Here is a 16,415-nt window from a genome sequence, read left to right on the forward strand (position 1 = left end):
TAGTTATATGTCAGCATCCACCACCCGCGGCATCAGAAACAAAACCATCTCGGTCAGCGTCTTCATCACAGCTCAAAACAGTGCCAAGGTGTAGCTGATAATCACACGAGTCTGGTCTTGAGCATCTGCCACCTCGGAGCGCAGCGCAGCCTGGCGCCAACTCAAGCCCACACCTTTGAACAGCCCTGTCTGGATGACATAGTCCAGTGCAAGGTCGCGTTCCCACTCCTTCTGCTCAATGCCGGAGATCGTCTTGATGCCATCGCCTTTGAGGTAGACCACCGACGCACGCAACCCCGGGGCGCCCAGCGCGGCAAAATCATACCCATACTGACCAAACCAGGTGCGCTCACCCGCCCGGTTGAAGGTGGCGAGCATGCGGTCGGTGAACAGGTAGACACTCGCGCCAGCGGCACCTTTTTCCGGCAAGGCGCCCTGATTGGGCTGAACAAAAGCGCTGGCGTCGGAAACGCTCTGGTAACCACCCGTCAACCCATGCCCACCTAGGGTATAAGTGAGTATCGCGCTCCAGGTGCGGTTGTCGATTTCGCCAGAACCATCACGGGTATAACCGTTGACCCGGTAACCCTCGGCACGACCGCGGGCAGAGCCGTTGGCACCACTGGCACCGGTGTCGAAGTAGCGCAGGTCGGCCTTTAGCGACTGCCCTGCCCCCAAGGCGACCGTATGTTGCAACCCCAGGAACTGCTGGGTGTAGTAGTTCTCGAGGTTGGCCGCGTAGTATTGAACGAGCGACCCCTTGGTGAAGTTGTAATCGATTCCGGCAAACAGTAGTGCGTCGCTCTCCCGTGTTCCGCCCAACACTGCCAGGCCCGTACGGTCAGTGGAAGCCCGCCCTGTAGCATGTTCCAGCCGGCCGGCGGTGAGGGTCAGGTTGTCGAAATCGTTACTGGTGAACTGTATGCCTTCGAACGTCTGCGGGAGCAGGCGACCGTCGTTCGACATGAGGATCGGTAGCTTCGGTTGCAGTGTGCCCACCCGGGCCTCGCTAATGACAATGCTGCCGTGCAGGCACTCTCCCCCGGGCAGAGCCTGAGCGAGGTGTTCACCTACCAGATGGCCGACACCGGCGGCCTGAGCTCGGTCAATATCCTGACCATCACCCTTCAGGGTGCGAACGATGCACCGGTAGCCGTGGACGACCAGGGCAGCGCAACTGCCGGGGCGAGCGACGGCAGCCCGGCGCCGGTCAATGCCAGCGGTAACGTTATCACCGGCAATGCTGGCGTGGGGGCCGACACTGACGTCGACAACCTGGACCAGCCAACCGCCACCCAGCTCAAGGTCGACGGCGTGCGCAGCGGCCTGGAAAATGCCGGTGGTGTGCCAAGCCCGGTGGCCAACGGCGCGCCCGCCGCCATTACTGGCAGTGTGGCGCGGCTGGCCGACGGCAGCTTGATCATCGGCAGCTTCGGCCAGCTGACCCTCCATGAAGACGGCAGCTACAGCTTCGCGGTCAACAGCGCCGAGCCGTCGATCCGGACGCTGACTGCCGGGCAAAGCCTGGACGTGATCTTCACCTACCAGATCCATGACAGCGGCGGCCTGACCGACCAGGCGCAACTGGTGATCACGGTGACCGGGGTCAATGACCCACCCATCGTCAACCCGGTCAGCATCGATGCCATCGAAGCCGGCGGGCTGAACAACGCTCAACCGGGCCTCGACCCTGCCGGCAGCATCCGCGGGGCCTACAGCGACCCGGATGGCGATACCCTGACCATCAGCGCAGTGGTCAGCCCCAATGGTATCAATGGCACCCCTGGGCAAGCCTTGGTCGGCAACTACGGCAGCCTGGTGCTCGATGCCCAGGGCAATTACAGCTATGTGGTAGACAACAGCAACAGCGCGGTGCAGGCCCTGCGGACCGATGCCGACCGACTCACCGAGGTATTCCAGTACAGCGTCAGCGATGGCAACGGCAAGGTCGTCAGCGCCACCTTCACCGTGGTCATCCATGGCCGCAACGACACCCCCACCGCCACAGACGACAGCGCCATCGCCATCGAGGCCGGGGGCGTCGACAACGCCACCCCGGGGCAGCCCGGCAGCGGCAACGCCCTGGACAACGACAGTGATGTGGATGCCGGCGACAGCAAGACCGTCGATGGCATCTACCTGGGCACCCTCGCCGCCGGCGGCACCTTCATCCAGGTCAATGCCGGTGCGACCGTGGTCGTCGGTGCCTATGGCACGCTCAGCATCGATGCCAACGGCAACTACGTCTATACCGTCAACGACAGCCTGGCCGCCGTGCAGGCACTCAAGGCTGGCGAGCAGCTGCGCGAAACCTTCAGCTACCGCATGCATGATACCGACGGTGCCACCTCGCAGGCGCAGATCAACATCACCCTCGAGGGCCGTTACGACACCCCGGTAGCCAACGACGATTTCGCTTATGCGGTGGCCGTGGACGACGATGGCAGCGGTGGGCGCAACCCCACGGGCAATGTGCTGAACAACGACACCGACGTCGACGCCAACGACAGCAAAGTAGTGACCGCCGTGGGCCTGGGCGCCGAGGGCAGCAACCCTGCCCTCGACCCGCTCACCGGCAGCGCGACCTTGACCACCAACTTCGGCACCCTGACCCTGAATGCCGACGGCAGCTACCGGTTCGTGGTCAATTCCAGCGACCCCACCATCATCGCGCTGGGCCCGCTGGGCTTCGTCATCCAGCGCTATACCTATCAGGTCACCGATGGCGGCGGTTTGAGCGACACCGCTACCCTGTCCATTTTCATTCGCGGCGAAAACCAGCCGCCAGTTGCCGTGCCCGATCAGGGCTTGGCCATCGAAGCCGGTGGCGTGGACAACAACATCCCGGGCAGCGACCCCGCTGGCAATGTGATGGAAAACGACAGCGACCCGGACACCATCAACATCCTGTTCCCGGAAACCCTCGAGGTACTGGCCTTCTGGAGCGGTGACGGCCCGCTGCCAGCCGACGCCACCGTGGTCGGACAGGCCCTGCGTGGCCAGTACGGCGACCTCACCCTCAATGGCGACGGCAGCTGGAGCTACGTGCTGGACAACAGCCTGCAGGCGGTACAACAACTGCGCACCAGCGGCCAGACCCTGGTCGACCATTTCACCTACCTGCTGGCCGACTTCTGGGGCGGTACCGCCAATGGTCTGCTGACCATCACCGTCGACGGTCGTAACGACTACCCCGCGGCCAATGACGACACTGCCACCGCCGTGGAAGCCGGCGGCGTCAACAATGGCACTGTCGGCGTCGATCCGCGCGGCAACGTGCTGGACAACGACACCGATGTCGACGGCGTGCAGTACGGCGAAACGAAAACTGTCCTGCAGTACACCGCCGAAAATGGCCAGACGGCCACGGCCGGCCAGGCACTGCTGGGCCTGTACGGTACGCTGCTGATCACTGCCGACGGCACTTACCAGTACATCGTCGACAACAGCAACCCGATCGTGCAGGCCATGCGCACTGCGGGCGAGTCGCTCAGGGAGGTGTTCACCTACCGCATGCGCGATACCGACGGCATCACCGCTGACGCGCGCCTGACGGTCACCGTACAGGGGGCCAACGACAACCCGGTCGCCCGTGACGACAGCAACAGTGCCAGCGACCAGGTCCCGGTACCGCACACAAGCGGTAATGTGCTGCCCAACGACAGTGATGTCGACGGGGGTGACGCACTGACCGTAACGGCCATCCGCACCGGCCAGGAAGCCGGTTCTGGCGCACTCGGCGTAATCGGCCAGCCCATCGGCGGCCAGTACGGCACCCTGGTACTCAACGCCGACGGCAGTTACACCTATACCATCGACCTGAGCAACCGCGAGGTGCTGGCGGCGGCCGGCCTTGGCCAGGTGCTCAGGGACACGTTCACCTACACCATCAGCGACCTGGCCGGGGCCACCGACCAGGCCCAGCTGGTCATTACCCTGGACATTTCCACCCCGTACATCCCCCCTGGGCCGTATCTCGGGCGCGATGGCCGCGACACCCTGGGTAGGCTGCCACTACCAGACGTCAGCCCGGCCATCTTCGTCGCACCGGTGGTCGAGCGCATCAACCAGAGCCTGACGCTGTCGGCCTGGGGCACCGATGGCAGCGATGTGCGCCTGTTCGCCACGCCCGAGGTCGAAAGCCAGTCGCTGGGCAGCCAGCTTGGCCAGGTCAACGGGCAGTTCGTCGCTGGCGCGGTAGCGCAAAGCCGCCAAGCCAGCGCCGAGGACCAGAACTGGGTCGACGGCCGCCATGGGGTAGTCAGCCTGACCGCAGATGGCCTGCTGCCCGACCCTTCCCTGTGGGCCACCACGCACACCGACATGGTGGCGCAGCCAGAGAAACCGCCGCAGTCTGCCCGCGGCTTCCGTGCGCAACTGCGTGAAGCGGCCCAGCGCCGCGGCAGTAGCGCCCCATGAGCCGATCATTCACGGATTGAACAAGGACTGTCTATGCCAGTTTCGACTTTGAAAAGCTTTAGCACCTTCACTGCCGTCAGTGTGCTGCTCAGTGCCTGTTCGGCCTTCGAGCCCAAGCCTTACACCGAAGACGAAATGCGTCAGCGGGTGATCGAGGACCAGGCGCGCATGTACAAGGAGCAGGAGCCGGTCCACGGGCCGATCACCTTCTATGAAGCCTCGGCGCGGGCCCTCAAGTACAACCTCGACTACCGCCTGAAGCTTCTGGAAAGCGCGCTGGCCTCCGACCTGCGCGACGTGTCGAGCCACGAGATGCTGCCGCGGCTGGTGGCCTCTGCCGGTTATGCCGGGCGCAACAACGATTCCGGCGGCACCTCGATCGGTATCGAAGACCGCCAGGTGAGCTTGCGCCCGTCCACCTCGGAAGAACGCTATCGCACCCTGTACAGCCTCGGCCTGTCCTGGAGCCTGCTGGACTTCGGTGTCGCCTACTTCCGTACCCAGCAGAAGAATGACCAGATGCTGATGGCGGAGGAGCGCCGCGAAAAGGTCGCGCAGAACGTGCTGCAGGACGTGCGCAATGCCTACTGGCGTGCCCTTGGCGCACAGCGCCTGCTGCCCGAGGTAGACGGCCTGCTGATGCGCACCCACCGTGCCCTGACCTCGGCCCGTGAAGCCGAAGGCAAAGGCCTGCTGCCGCGCCAGGACATCCTCGCCTACCAGCGCGCCCTGCTCGATTCGGTGTACATGCTCACCGTACGCCGCCAGGACCTGGAATTCGCCCGTGCCGAGTTGGCCGCGCTGATGTCCCTGCCCCCCAACACCCGCATGGTACTGGCCGATAACAGCGAACAGCCGCTGCCACTGTTGACCGGCAATGTCGAACAGCTGGAACGCCTGTCACTGGAGCACCGCCCGGAAATCATGGAAGAGTGGTACCGCAAGCGCGTCAGCATGAATGACCTGAAAATCGCCAAGGCACAGCTGTGGCCAAATGTGAGCTTCAACTTCGGGTACGAGTACGATTCCAACAAGTACCTGTACAACAGCGACTGGAACCAGACCGGCATCAATGTCTCCATGAACCTGCTGCGGCTGCTGCAGTACCCGGACATCTCTGCGGCACAACAAAGTCAGGAAAAGACTGACGACATGCGTCGCACCGCACTGTCGATGGCAATCCTGACGCAGGTGCGTGTTGGTGTGCTGCGCTACCACCTGGCGCGACAGGAAGTGGAATTTGCCGACGCAAGCCTGCGCGTGGACAAAAGCCTGCTCAACTACGCGCAGTCCTCACGCAACGCCGCGCTGGGCAGTGAACTGGAGCTGATTCGCGCGGAGGGCCGAATGCTGTTGTCGCGCTACCAACGTGAGGCCGCCTATTCAGATGCCCAAGCGGCGTGGGGAAGGCTATACAACTCGATCGGCTTCGCCGTGATGCCCAAGGAAATCGCCCAGCACGATGTGAAAACGCTGGCACGCGACATTGAGCGCACGGTTGAACAACAGAGCCGGGACAGCTTGCTGGCAGGAGGGCAACAGCAAGCCGAACGCTGAGCGGACGCCCTGATATCAGGGCGACTACCTCAACAAGCAGCGACATGCGGGAGTTCTTGCGCCCATGCAAAAAAACCTAGTGCCCCGCGCCCAGCAAATTGCCGAGCGCGCCTTCGCCAATTATTTTCCCAATCGCTGCACTTCTGAATCAACGACGGGCTCATGACCACCTCCTTCCTGGTGGTTGGCATGGAGATCCGCCGGGAAATTCACGAGGGCGCCCTCTCCAGTCTGCGCCAAGCCTCCATTCCGATGGCGACGGCCATCGGTGGTGTGGTGGTGCCTGCGCTGGTGTACCAGGGCTTCGGTCTACCTGAGCATACGCTCCGAACTCGTCGCATCGCAGGCCATATCTAGGTCATTACCTGCGAGCGGTTCTTGGTAATGCCAGCGTAGGCTTCGGCGCGCAGGGGGTAATTGATCGGGTCGGGCACCCAGCCGCCCCGTGCTACCTGGTCGGGAGAATACAGGAACTCTCCCTGCTTGCCTTTGAGGGTAAGACGGCCAAGCGTCACGACCTCGGTCGTTTCGGGGTGCTCCATATAGATGTAGGCGCGGGACATCAGAACGCCTCAGGCTTGGGTTTTGCCAGGCGCACGCGCTTGGCTGCAATCCCCACGGCTGCATCGTCGTCCTGGGCAAAACGTGTGATCTGCGAACGTTTCTCCAGGTCATCCAGCGAGGTGAAGACTACATCGCTCAGACCCAGCCGCCAGAGCACGAGCATGAACGAGCGCAAGTCCACCAGCTCCGATCCGCTCTCGATTTTGCGCAGCACATGTGGCGAAACCCCGATCGCTTCCTTGAGGTCGGCCTGGCGCACGCCTAGCGCCAAGCGTCGTGCTTTGACCAGCAAGCCGATTTTACCGAGGGTATCGGCACATCCCACAGGAAAGAACTCAACCATAAAGGTCACCGGGATCAACCTTAAATTGCCTAAAGTTAACCACAGTACGCATTAAAAATGAAGGCAACAGATTTAATATTCATGGGGGTAAACCTTATGGTGCATAAGGCTAACCATGCTAGATATTAATTCATCAAGCCAACCCGCCAAAACGCTTGTAGAAGCTCTCGTTCACGTCCGGCAAAGGCCCGTCTGCGGTCTCCAGGGCGGCATTCAACCACTCCTCCGCCTTGGCGAATACCAGGCGATAGAGGTTGCGGCACAACTGTCGTGCAGCCCTTCCCTCCCAATCCCCTGGCAGCAGCTCGTCAGGCAATTGCGGGTCGCGCAGCAGCAGCCGGCGGTACTCGTGAATCAGCAGCGTGCGTGCCAGGAAGCAATCCTGCGCATCAAGCTGCGGCTGTTCCTTCAGCCCTTGCCATAGCGGCCTGAACAGTTGAATGAACTCGCTGTACTGCTGCCCCAGCTCGTCGATACGCCAACTTTCCCGCACCTGGGCGCGCATCGCTTTGGACGCAAGCACTTCCTGGGTGTGGGTTTCGAAGACAATGCTGTCGTCGCTGGCTTCCAGGTCACGCAAGGTGGCGGCCAGGTCGGCGCGGTCTGCCCGCGGGCAACCCAGCAGGTTCGGCGCCATGACACCAAACCCCTGCCACTCCAGCTCTTCACGCAAGGCCTTGCGCTTGCCGGCCTCGAGTTGCGATAGCAGTACCAGCGTCCAGGCCCCGTCCCAGGCTGGCTGGCTGGGGCTGTACACCCGCTTGAAGGCTTTTTCGAAACGCCGCCGGCCGGTGCCGGTCAGGCTGTAATAGCTGCGTCGGCCAACCTTTTCGGCGGTGAGCCAGCCTTCCTTGGTCAGGCGGAAGATCGACGTGCGGATCAGCCGCTCATTGATGCCGATCGGTTCCAGCAGGTTGATCAGGCTACCCAGCCAGACCGTACCGCCGTGGGGCTCGATGGCATCGCCGTACAGGGTGATGATCAGGGAACTGGCGCGGATCGGCGTCTGCTCCTGAAAGCGAGTGATCAGGGTATTGAGTGGGGCAAGATTGCTCATGGGCGAACTGTGCGCGGATAAAGCACCGACTATACCTGTGCGACGGGCCGCCTGGCCAATACGTGAGGCTGGCAGGCTCATGCCGTTACCTGGCCTTTGGGCCGAACACCGGTGTCTTCCATGCGTGGGCGCCCTGCTTCGGCCTGGGCCAACGGCGGGCATTCGACCATGCTGTTCATGCAGCGCTGCGCCAGGTGCTGGTACTCGGCGGTGCCGCGCTGTTTCCAGGCCAGTTCCTGGTCGGTCAACGGGCGTTTGACCTGCGCCGGCGAGCCCATCACCAGGCTTTGCGCCTCACATTGGAACCCGGCTTTGACGAAGGCGGTTGCCGCGACGATGCAGCGTGGAGCGATGTGGGCGCCATCCATGACCACCGCGTTCATGCCGATCAAGGCGTCTTCGCCTACGCGGCAACCGTGCAGTACGGCGCCGTGCCCGACATGGCCGTTGCGCTCTACTACAGTGTCGCCCCCCGGGAAGCCATGCATCACGCAGGTGTCCTGCAGGTTGGCACCCTCCTCGAGCACGATGCGACCGAAATCCCCCCTAAGCGATGCCAAAGGGCCGACATAGCACCGAGGGCCGACGATGACATCGCCAATCAGCACTGCGCTGGGGTGCACATAGGCCGTCGGGTGCACTACGGGCGTCAGGCCATCCAGTCGATAGCAAGGCATGGGAAACCTCCTGAAATGATTTGAAGTTCCATGCGATCTTGTATCACATGGAAATGCATCGTCAATCCGATTTGGGATGTATCGCTTTTGAAAGGTTGGGAGATCAGAATCAATAATCAGGGTCCTAGGCCTAAAAAGCTTGAGGTTAGGCCGTTATTCAGTCATGTCAGCGAATGATGGCTTCGTTGCTCGTTCGGATAAAGAGATACACAGAAAGATCGTTATTCTTGCCTAAATGTATCGCATTATGCATATACTGACTTCACCCGGTCGTGAGCCACCGCCACGCCCCTGCAAACAACAAGAAATGCCGGCCCCACGATGTGCCGTGCGTGAAGCCAGAGGAACCCGACATGCCGCGATATCTCGATGTGCAGGCGCCTGAGAACGGTGTCCAGCTCATGACCTTGCAACGGCCCGAGGCACTCAACGCCCTGTGTACCGAGCTGCTGGCAGAGCTGGCAGCAGCGTTGGCCGCAGCCGCGCAGAACGACCACATCGGCGCCGTGGTGATTACCGGCAGCCGCAAGGCGTTCGCCGCAGGCGCCGACATCCGCGAGATGGCCGAGCGCGATCTGGTCGGCATCCTCAATGACCCACGCGTGGCCCACTGGCAAAGCATCGCTGCGTTCGCCAAACCGCTGATTGCCGCCGTCAACGGCCATGCCCTGGGCGGTGGTTGCGAACTGGTGATGTGCGCCGACATTGTCATCGCCGGCAGCGACGCCCGTTTCGGCCAGCCGGAAATCAACCTCGGCATCATCCCTGGCGCTGGCGGCACCCAGCGCCTGGTGCGGGCCGTGGGCAAGCCGCTGGCCATGCAGATGGTGCTGACCGGCGAAGCCATCACCGCCCGCCACGCCCAACAGGCCGGCCTGGTCAGTGAACTCACCCAACCGGAACTTACCGTGGAGCGCGCCATGCAGGTGGCGCGCAGCATCGCTGCCAAGGCGCCGCTGGCAGTACGGCTGGCCAAGGAAGCACTGCTGAAGGCCGGCGACACCGACCTGGCCAGCGGCCTGCGTTTCGAGCGCCATGCCTTTACTTTGCTGGCCGGCACTGCCGACCGCGCTGAAGGTATTCAGGCGTTTCAGGAAAAGCGCCCGGCACGTTTCCAGGGCTGCTGACCCACCCTTTCCTCGACTGACGGAGCGAGCCTGTCATGACTTTCCAGCACATTCTGGTTTCCATCGAGGACGGCGTCGCCCTCCTCTCGTTGAACCGCCCCGAACAGCTGAACAGCTTCAACACCGCCATGCACCTGGAAGTACGCGAGGCGCTCAGGCAAGTGCGCCAGAGCAGCGAGGCGCGGGTGTTGCTGTTGACCGGTGAAGGCCGTGGCTTCTGCGCCGGCCAGGACCTGTCCGACCGCAACGTCGCGCCCGGGGCCGACATGCCGGACCTGGGCGAGTCCATCGACCGGTTCTACAACCCCCTGGTGCGCACCTTGCGCGACCTGCCGCTGCCGGTGATCTGCGCAGTCAATGGCGTGGCGGCGGGTGCCGGGGCCAATATCCCGCTGGCCTGCGACCTGGTGCTGGCGGCCCGCTCGGCCAGCTTCATCCAGGCCTTCTGCAAGATCGGCCTGGTGCCGGATTCCGGTGGCACCTGGTTGCTGCCACGCCTGGTCGGCATGGCCCGGGCCAAGGCGCTGGCCATGCTGGGTGAGCGCCTTGGCGCCGAACAGGCCCAGCAATGGGGGCTGATCCATCGCGTGGTGGACGATGTCGCGCTGCGTGACGAAGCCCTTGCCCTTGCCCGTCACCTGGCCACCCAGCCCACCTATGGCCTGGCGCTGATCAAGCGCAGCCTGAATGCCAGTTTCGACAACGGCTTCGATCAGCAGCTGGAGCTGGAGCGCGACCTGCAGCGTCTGGCCGGGCGCAGCGAAGACTACCGTGAAGGCGTGGGTGCCTTCATGAACAAGCGCACGCCGTCATTCACGGGGCGCTGATCATGAGCCAACTCGCAAGCAATGTGCAGGTGGCAGTGATCGGTGCCGGCGCAATGGGCGCCGGGATCGCCCAGGTCGCGGCGCAGGCCGGGCACCCGGTAAAACTGTACGACACCCGCCCGGGTGCCGCCGCCCAGGCGGTGGACGGCATCAACCGGCAACTGGCCCGGCTGGTGGAAAAAGGCAAGTTGCAGCCAGGCGAGCATGAAACGATCAGCGCCCGCCTGTGCCCGGTCGACACGCTCGAAGCGTTGGCCGATGCAGGCCTGGTGATCGAAGCCATCGTCGAGAACCTGCAGGTCAAACAGGCGCTGTTCAGTCAGCTGGAAGCCTTGTGCGGCAAAGACTGCATACTCGCCAGCAACACGTCGTCACTGTCCATCACCAGCCTCGCTGCCGGGTTGTCGCGGCCGCAGCGGGTGGTGGGCATGCACTTCTTCAACCCCGCACCGCTGATGGCGCTGGTCGAGGTGGTCTCAGGCCTGGCAACCGATCCGGCAGTGGCCGCCTGTGTCTACGCAACCGCCCAGGCCTGGGGCAAGAAGCCGGTGCGCACGCGCTCCACACCGGGCTTTATCGTCAACCGTGTGGCGCGGCCGTTCTATGCCGAAAGCCTGCGCCTACTGCAGGAAGGTGCCGCCGATTGCGCCAGCCTCGATGCATTGCTGCGTGACGCTGGCGGTTTCCGCATGGGGGCCTTCGAGCTGACTGACCTGATCGGTCACGACGTCAATTACGCGGTTACTTGCTCGGTATTCGATGCCTTCTATGGCGATTTCCGCTTCCAGCCATCGCTGGTGCAAAAAGAGCTGGTGGACGCCGGTCGCCTGGGCCGCAAGACAGGCCAAGGCTTCTACAGCTATGCCGCAGGCGCCGAACGCCCGCAGCCAGCAGAACTGCACAGCCCCGCCATTGCCGAAACCTGCGTGGTCGAAGGCAGCCTGGGGGTGATGCAGCCATTGGTTGAACGCCTGCGCAAGAACGGTATAGCCGTCACTCAGCGTGCCGGCAGTGGCCTGATCCAGGTGGGCGACGCCACCCTGGCACTCTCCGATGGCCGCCTGGCCAGCCAGCGCGCCCGTGAAGACGGGCTGCGCAACCTGGTGCTGCTGGATCTGGCGCTGGACTACAGCACGGCCAGCCGACTGGCAATCACCTGGTCAGCCGATACCACCGACAGCGCCCGCGATCACGCCGTCGCGCTGCTCCAGCGTGCCGGTCTCAAGGTGACGGCGGTTGCTGACCTGCCCGGCCTGGTAGTGCTGCGCACCGTAGCCATGCTCGCCAACGAAGCCGCCGATGCCGTGCTGCAGGGTGTCGGCAGCGCCGCCGACATCGACCTGGCCATGCGCGCGGGGGTCAATTACCCCTGCGGCCCTCTGGCCTGGGCAGCGGCTGTCGGCATCCCTCATACCCTGCGCGTGCTCGACAACCTGCAGCGCAGCTACGGCGAAAGCCGCTATCGCCCTTCCCTGCTGTTACGCCGTTGCGAAGCCAATGGAGGCACCTTGCATGACTGAAACCGAACTGGCACAAGCCTGTGCCGACGCCATGTATGCCCGTGACCAGGCCAGCCAGGGCCTGGGCATCAGCCTGCTGGATGCCGGTCCGGGTTGGGCGAGCCTGCGCATGCCGGTACGCGCCGACATGATCCAGGGCCACGGCACCTGTCACGGTGGCTTCCTGTTCGCCCTGGCCGACTCGGCGTTCGCCTTTGCCTGCAACAGTTATGACCAGGCCACTGTGGCGCTGGGCTGCAGCATCGATTACCTGGCGCCAGCGCTGCGCGATGATGTGCTGACCGCCCATGCCAGCGAGGTCAGCCGCAAAGGCCGTACCGGCCTGTACGACGTACGCATCGACAACCAGCGTGGTGAGCTGGTGGCGATGTTCCATGGCAAATCCTACAAAGTGCGCGGCACCGTGCTGGCGCAGGAGACCCAAGATGACTGAACACTCCCTCGCCGATGCCTTGATCATCGACGCCGTGCGCACACCCATCGGCCGCTACGGCGGGGCCTTGAGCAGCGTGCGCGCCGATGACCTCGCGGCCATCCCGCTCAAGGCCCTGCTCCAGCGCCACCCCGAACTGGACTGGAAAGCCGTCGACGATGTGATCCTCGGTTGTGCCAACCAGGCCGGCGAAGACAACCGTAACGTCGCCCATATGGCCAGCCTGCTGGCCGGGCTGCCCCTTGAAGTGCCGGGTACCACCCTCAACCGCCTGTGCGGTTCTGGCCTGGATGCCATCGGCAGTGCCGCCCGCGCCCTGCGTTGTGGCGAGGCCGGTTTGATGCTGGCCGGTGGTGTCGAATCGATGTCGCGTGCGCCGTTTGTCATGGGCAAATCCGATCAGGCGTTCGGCCGCTCGGCCGAGCTGTTCGACACCACCATCGGCTGGCGTTTCGTCAACCCGCTGATGCAGCGTGGCTTTGGCACCGACTCGATGCCGGAAACTGCCGAGAATGTGGCTGAGCAGTTCGGTATTTCCCGCGCCGACCAGGATGCCTTTGCCCTGCGCAGCCAGCACAAGGCTGCAGCGGCACAGGCGCGTGGCCGGCTGGCACGGGAAATCGTGCCGGTCGAGATCGCCCAGCGCAAAGGCCCGGCCAAAGTGGTCGTGCACGACGAACATCCGCGCAGCGATACCACCCTTGAACAGTTGGCCCGGCTCGGTACTCCGTTTCGTGAGGGTGGCAGCGTCACCGCCGGCAACGCCTCCGGGGTCAATGACGGCGCCTGCGCCCTGCTCCTGGCCAGCAGTGACGCTGCCCGCCGGCACGGCCTGAAGGCCCGTGGCCGTATCGTCGGCATGGCCGTAGCCGGCGTCGAACCCAGGCTGATGGGTATCGGCCCGGTACCGGCAACCCGCAAGGTGCTGGCACTCACCGGCTTGTCGCTGGCAGACCTGGACGTCATCGAACTCAACGAGGCCTTCGCCGCACAAGGCCTGGCCGTGCTGCGCGAGCTGGGCCTGGCCGACGACGACTCGCGGGTCAACCGCAATGGCGGTGCCATCGCCCTCGGGCATCCGCTGGGCATGAGCGGTGCACGCCTGGTCACCACCGCCTTGCACGAGTTGGAAGAGACCGCTGGCCGTTATGCGCTCTGCACCATGTGCATCGGTGTCGGCCAGGGCATTGCCATGGTTATCGAGCGCCTCTGAGCGGCTCGGACCATCGGCCTGTTACCGAACCGAACGCAGCCGTATATGCTGCGCTCATGACACTCACCGTGCGGCCTGCAACCGCTGCCGCGCGGCGTACAAGAACAATTCGAGTGAAGCCATGAACATGTACCATGATGCCGATCGTGCCCTGCTGGACCCGCTGGAAACCGCCAGTATCGACGCCCTGCGCCAGCACCAGCTGGAGCGCCTGCGCTGGAGCCTGAAGCACGCTTACGACAACGTGCCGCTCTATCGCAAGCGTTTTGCCGAGTACGGCGCACACCCCGACGACCTCAAATGCCTTGAAGATCTGGCCAAGTTCCCCTTCACCGGTAAGAACGACCTGCGCGACAACTACCCTTACGGCATGTTCGCCGTGCCCCAGGAAGACGTGGTGCGCCTGCATGCGTCCAGTGGCACCACCGGCAAGCCGACCGTGGTGGGCTACACCCAGAACGACATCGACACCTGGGCCAATGTGGTCGCCCGCTCGATTCGCGCCGCTGGCGGGCGCAAAGGCGACAAGGTGCATGTCTCCTACGGCTATGGCCTGTTCACCGGCGGGCTGGGTGCGCATTACGGCGCCGAGCGCCTGGGTTGCACGGTGATCCCCATGTCCGGCGGCCAGACCGAGAAGCAGGTGCAGCTGATTCGCGACTTCCAGCCCGACATCATCATGGTCACCCCGTCCTACATGCTCAACCTGGCCGACGAGATCGAACGCCAGGGTATCGACCCGCACGACCTCAAGCTGCGTCTGGGAATCTTCGGCGCAGAACCGTGGACCGACGAGCTGCGCCGTTCCATCGAGCAGCGCCTGGGCATCAACGCCCTCGACATCTACGGCCTGTCGGAAATCATGGGCCCCGGGGTGGCGATGGAGTGCATTGAAACCAAGGACGGCCCGACCATCTGGGAAGACCACTTCTACCCCGAGATCATCGACCCGGTCACCGGTCAGGTCCTGCCGGACGGCCAGCTGGGCGAGCTGGTATTCACCTCGCTGAGCAAGGAAGCCCTGCCGATGGTGCGCTACCGCACCCGCGACCTGACCCGCTTGCTGCCCGGTACGGCCCGGCCGATGCGGCGGATCGGCAAGATCACCGGCCGCAGCGATGACATGCTGATTATTCGCGGGGTCAACGTGTTCCCGACCCAGATCGAAGAACAGGTGCTTAAAATAAAACAGCTTTCAGAGATGTACGAGATTCATCTGTATCGCAATGGCAATCTCGACAGTGTCGAGGTGCATGTGGAGTTGCGTGGCGAGTGCCAGCACCTCGATGAGGGCCAGCGCAAGCTGCTGACCGGCGAGCTCAGCAAGCAGATCAAGACCTACATCGGCATCAGCACCCAGGTACAGCTGCAGCCCTGCGGCTCGCTCAAGCGCTCCGAGGGCAAGGCTTGCCACGTCTTTGACAAACGCTTGGCCAGCTGACCCGTTCGGCTTGCCTTCCAGGCCCCGGCATTGTCCGGGGCTTTTTTTTGCATTTTATCTGCCGGCCCTTTCGCGGGTGAACCCGCGAAGAGGCCCGAAAGCGATACACAAATATTATTCGATACACACAAATATGTTTGACGTTATGTTTTGTATCGCTTACAAATGACTCATGCCTTAGCAGGAGTCGGAACACATGTACGCACAGCTAGTGGAAACCGGAGTCAAGCGGGTCAAGTCGCTGGAAGAAATGTCCCCCGAGGAACGCAACTTTCAGGAAAAGATCGACGCCGAGATCAAGATCGAAGCCAAGAACTGGATGCCCGAGGCTTACCGCCAGACCCTGATCCGGCAGATCTCCCAGCACGCCCATTCGGAAATCGTCGGCATGCTGCCCGAGGGCAACTGGGTCACCCGTGCCCCCAGCCTCAAGCGCAAGCTGCAACTGATGGCCAAGATCCAGGACGAAGCCGGCCACGGCCTGTACCTGTACAGCGCCATGCAAACCCTGGGCGCCGACCGCGATGAAGAAATCGCCAAGCTGCACAGCGGCAAGGCCAAGTACTCGAGCATCTTCAACTACCCCACCCTCAGCTGGGCCGACATGGGCGCGGTGGGCTGGCTGGTGGATGGCGCCGCCATCGTCAACCAGGTGGTGCTGCAGCGCACCTCCTACGGCCCCTACTCCCGCGCCATGATCCGCATCTGCAAGGAAGAGAGCTTCCACCAGCGCCAGGGCTACGAAATGCTCCTGACCATGATGCGTCACGGCACCCAGGCCCAGCGCGACATGGTCCAGGACGCCATCAACCGCCTGTGGTGGCCGTCGCTGATGATGTTCGGGCCCAGCGACGAGCACTCGCCCAACAGCGCTCAGTCGATGGCCTGGAAAATCAAGCGCCAGACCAACGATGAGTTGCGCCAGCGCTTCATCGACCAGACCGTGCCGCAACTGGAACTGCTCGGCTGCACTGCCCCCGACCCGGAACTGAAGTGGAACGCCGAGCGCGGCCACTACGATTTCGGTGCAATCCAGTGGGACGAGTTCTACGAAGTGCTCAAGGGCAATGGCCCGTGCAATCAGGAACGTGTCGCCACCCGGCGCCAGGCCATCGACGACGGCGCCTGGGTACGCGAGGCCGCGGTGGCCTACGCGCGCAAGCAACAGAACAAGAGCGCCGCTTGAGCGGCGATTGATGCGGAGATCGAAAATGTCTGTCTGGACCCTTTACGAAGT

At 63.3% G+C, this 16,415-nt stretch carries 12 protein-coding genes and 3 pseudogenes; 10 read left to right on the plus strand and 5 right to left on the minus strand.

Features of this window, described 5'->3' with window-relative positions; all coding sequences use genetic code 11:
- Positions 1-72 precede the first annotated feature (72 nt).
- A pseudogene (locus tag HP547_RS03930) lies at positions 73-1,011 on the minus strand (OprD family outer membrane porin); the annotation flags it as partial.
- Here HP547_RS03930 and HP547_RS03935 point away from each other — a divergent pair.
- From HP547_RS03935 to HP547_RS29890, 3 genes and pseudogenes are all read left to right on the plus strand, one after another.
- Positions 1,012-4,419: pseudogene (locus HP547_RS03935) on the plus strand (VCBS domain-containing protein); the annotation flags it as partial.
- A 33-nt stretch (positions 4,420-4,452) separates the two neighbouring features.
- Positions 4,453-5,976, plus strand: a complete 1,524-nt coding sequence (locus HP547_RS03940) for a TolC family protein (protein WP_172285574.1) — start codon at positions 4,453-4,455, stop codon at positions 5,974-5,976.
- A gap of 147 nt (positions 5,977-6,123) precedes the next feature.
- Positions 6,124-6,285: pseudogene (locus HP547_RS29890) on the plus strand (Na+/H+ antiporter NhaA); the annotation flags it as partial.
- A 44-nt stretch (positions 6,286-6,329) separates the two neighbouring features.
- On the opposite strand, the gene HP547_RS03950 reads toward HP547_RS29890, so the two are convergent.
- The 4 genes from HP547_RS03950 to paaY all read right to left on the minus strand — a co-directional run bounded on the left by HP547_RS03950 (position 6,330) and on the right by paaY (position 8,617).
- Positions 6,330-6,539, minus strand: coding sequence for a hypothetical protein (locus HP547_RS03950; protein ID WP_256676253.1), 210 nt, complete (start codon positions 6,537-6,539; stop codon positions 6,330-6,332).
- Positions 6,539-6,892 (minus strand): helix-turn-helix domain-containing protein, encoded by a 354-nt coding sequence (locus tag HP547_RS03955; protein ID WP_372242854.1) that lies wholly within the window; start codon positions 6,890-6,892, stop codon positions 6,539-6,541. Before HP547_RS03955 ends, HP547_RS03950 begins: the two co-directional genes overlap by 1 nt.
- Before the next feature lie 124 nt (positions 6,893-7,016).
- Entirely contained in the window at positions 7,017-7,940 is a 924-nt protein-coding gene (paaX, locus tag HP547_RS03960) for a phenylacetic acid degradation operon negative regulatory protein PaaX (protein WP_175586110.1), read from the minus strand.
- A gap of 77 nt (positions 7,941-8,017) precedes the next feature.
- On the minus strand, positions 8,018-8,617 hold the full coding sequence (gene paaY, locus HP547_RS03965) for a phenylacetic acid degradation protein PaaY (protein ID WP_172220950.1): 600 nt from the start codon (positions 8,615-8,617) through the stop codon (positions 8,018-8,020).
- Positions 8,618-8,970: 353 nt separating this feature from the next.
- On the opposite strand from paaY, the gene paaF reads away from it, so the two are divergent.
- From paaF to paaA, 7 genes are all read left to right on the plus strand, one after another.
- On the plus strand, positions 8,971-9,744 hold the full coding sequence (paaF, locus tag HP547_RS03970) for a 2,3-dehydroadipyl-CoA hydratase PaaF (protein WP_172285575.1): 774 nt from the start codon (positions 8,971-8,973) through the stop codon (positions 9,742-9,744).
- A gap of 35 nt (positions 9,745-9,779) precedes the next feature.
- Entirely contained in the window at positions 9,780-10,571 is a 792-nt protein-coding gene (gene paaG / locus HP547_RS03975; protein ID WP_172285576.1) for a 2-(1,2-epoxy-1,2-dihydrophenyl)acetyl-CoA isomerase PaaG, read from the plus strand.
- A 2-nt stretch (positions 10,572-10,573) separates the two neighbouring features.
- Complete coding sequence (gene paaH, locus HP547_RS03980; RefSeq protein WP_172285577.1) at positions 10,574-12,091, plus strand: 3-hydroxyacyl-CoA dehydrogenase PaaH; 1,518 nt, start codon at positions 10,574-10,576, stop codon at positions 12,089-12,091.
- Positions 12,084-12,524, plus strand: a complete 441-nt coding sequence (gene paaI, locus HP547_RS03985; protein WP_172285578.1) for a hydroxyphenylacetyl-CoA thioesterase PaaI — start codon at positions 12,084-12,086, stop codon at positions 12,522-12,524. The genes paaH and paaI overlap by 8 nt, the downstream gene beginning before the upstream one ends.
- Complete coding sequence (gene pcaF, locus HP547_RS03990) at positions 12,517-13,737, plus strand: 3-oxoadipyl-CoA thiolase (protein WP_172220965.1); 1,221 nt, start codon at positions 12,517-12,519, stop codon at positions 13,735-13,737. Before paaI ends, pcaF begins: the two co-directional genes overlap by 8 nt.
- A 121-nt stretch (positions 13,738-13,858) precedes the next feature.
- Positions 13,859-15,178, plus strand: a complete 1,320-nt coding sequence (gene paaK, locus HP547_RS03995; protein ID WP_172285579.1) for a phenylacetate--CoA ligase PaaK — start codon at positions 13,859-13,861, stop codon at positions 15,176-15,178.
- 196 nt (positions 15,179-15,374) lie between these two features.
- Positions 15,375-16,364 carry a 1,2-phenylacetyl-CoA epoxidase subunit PaaA gene (gene paaA, locus HP547_RS04000; RefSeq protein ID WP_172285580.1) on the plus strand — a complete coding sequence of 330 codons (990 nt, stop codon included), beginning with the start codon at positions 15,375-15,377 and terminating at the stop codon, positions 16,362-16,364.
- Positions 16,365-16,415: the final 51 nt, after the last annotated feature.

The organism is Pseudomonas sp. CM27 (assembly GCF_013179515.1).
Taxonomy (GTDB): domain Bacteria; phylum Pseudomonadota; class Gammaproteobacteria; order Pseudomonadales; family Pseudomonadaceae; genus Aquipseudomonas.

What these genes read in the sequence shown, in the direction of transcription:
- paaK (WP_172285579.1), top strand. Translation starts at nt 13,859, where the DNA reads ATGAACATGTACCATGATGCCGATCGTGCCCTGCTGGACCCGCTGGAA.
- paaY (WP_172220950.1), bottom strand. Translation starts at nt 8,617, where the DNA reads ATGCCTTGCTATCGACTGGATGGCCTGACGCCCGTAGTGCACCCGACG.
- paaF (WP_172285575.1), top strand. Translation starts at nt 8,971, where the DNA reads ATGCCGCGATATCTCGATGTGCAGGCGCCTGAGAACGGTGTCCAGCTC.
- paaX (WP_175586110.1), bottom strand. Translation starts at nt 7,940, where the DNA reads ATGAGCAATCTTGCCCCACTCAATACCCTGATCACTCGCTTTCAGGAG.
- paaA (WP_172285580.1), top strand. Translation starts at nt 15,375, where the DNA reads ATGTACGCACAGCTAGTGGAAACCGGAGTCAAGCGGGTCAAGTCGCTG.
- paaG (WP_172285576.1), top strand. Translation starts at nt 9,780, where the DNA reads ATGACTTTCCAGCACATTCTGGTTTCCATCGAGGACGGCGTCGCCCTC.
- paaH (WP_172285577.1), top strand. Translation starts at nt 10,574, where the DNA reads ATGAGCCAACTCGCAAGCAATGTGCAGGTGGCAGTGATCGGTGCCGGC.
- paaI (WP_172285578.1), top strand. Translation starts at nt 12,084, where the DNA reads ATGACTGAAACCGAACTGGCACAAGCCTGTGCCGACGCCATGTATGCC.
- HP547_RS03950 (WP_256676253.1), bottom strand. Translation starts at nt 6,539, where the DNA reads ATGTCCCGCGCCTACATCTATATGGAGCACCCCGAAACGACCGAGGTC.
- HP547_RS03940 (WP_172285574.1), top strand. Translation starts at nt 4,453, where the DNA reads ATGCCAGTTTCGACTTTGAAAAGCTTTAGCACCTTCACTGCCGTCAGT.
- pcaF (WP_172220965.1), top strand. Translation starts at nt 12,517, where the DNA reads ATGACTGAACACTCCCTCGCCGATGCCTTGATCATCGACGCCGTGCGC.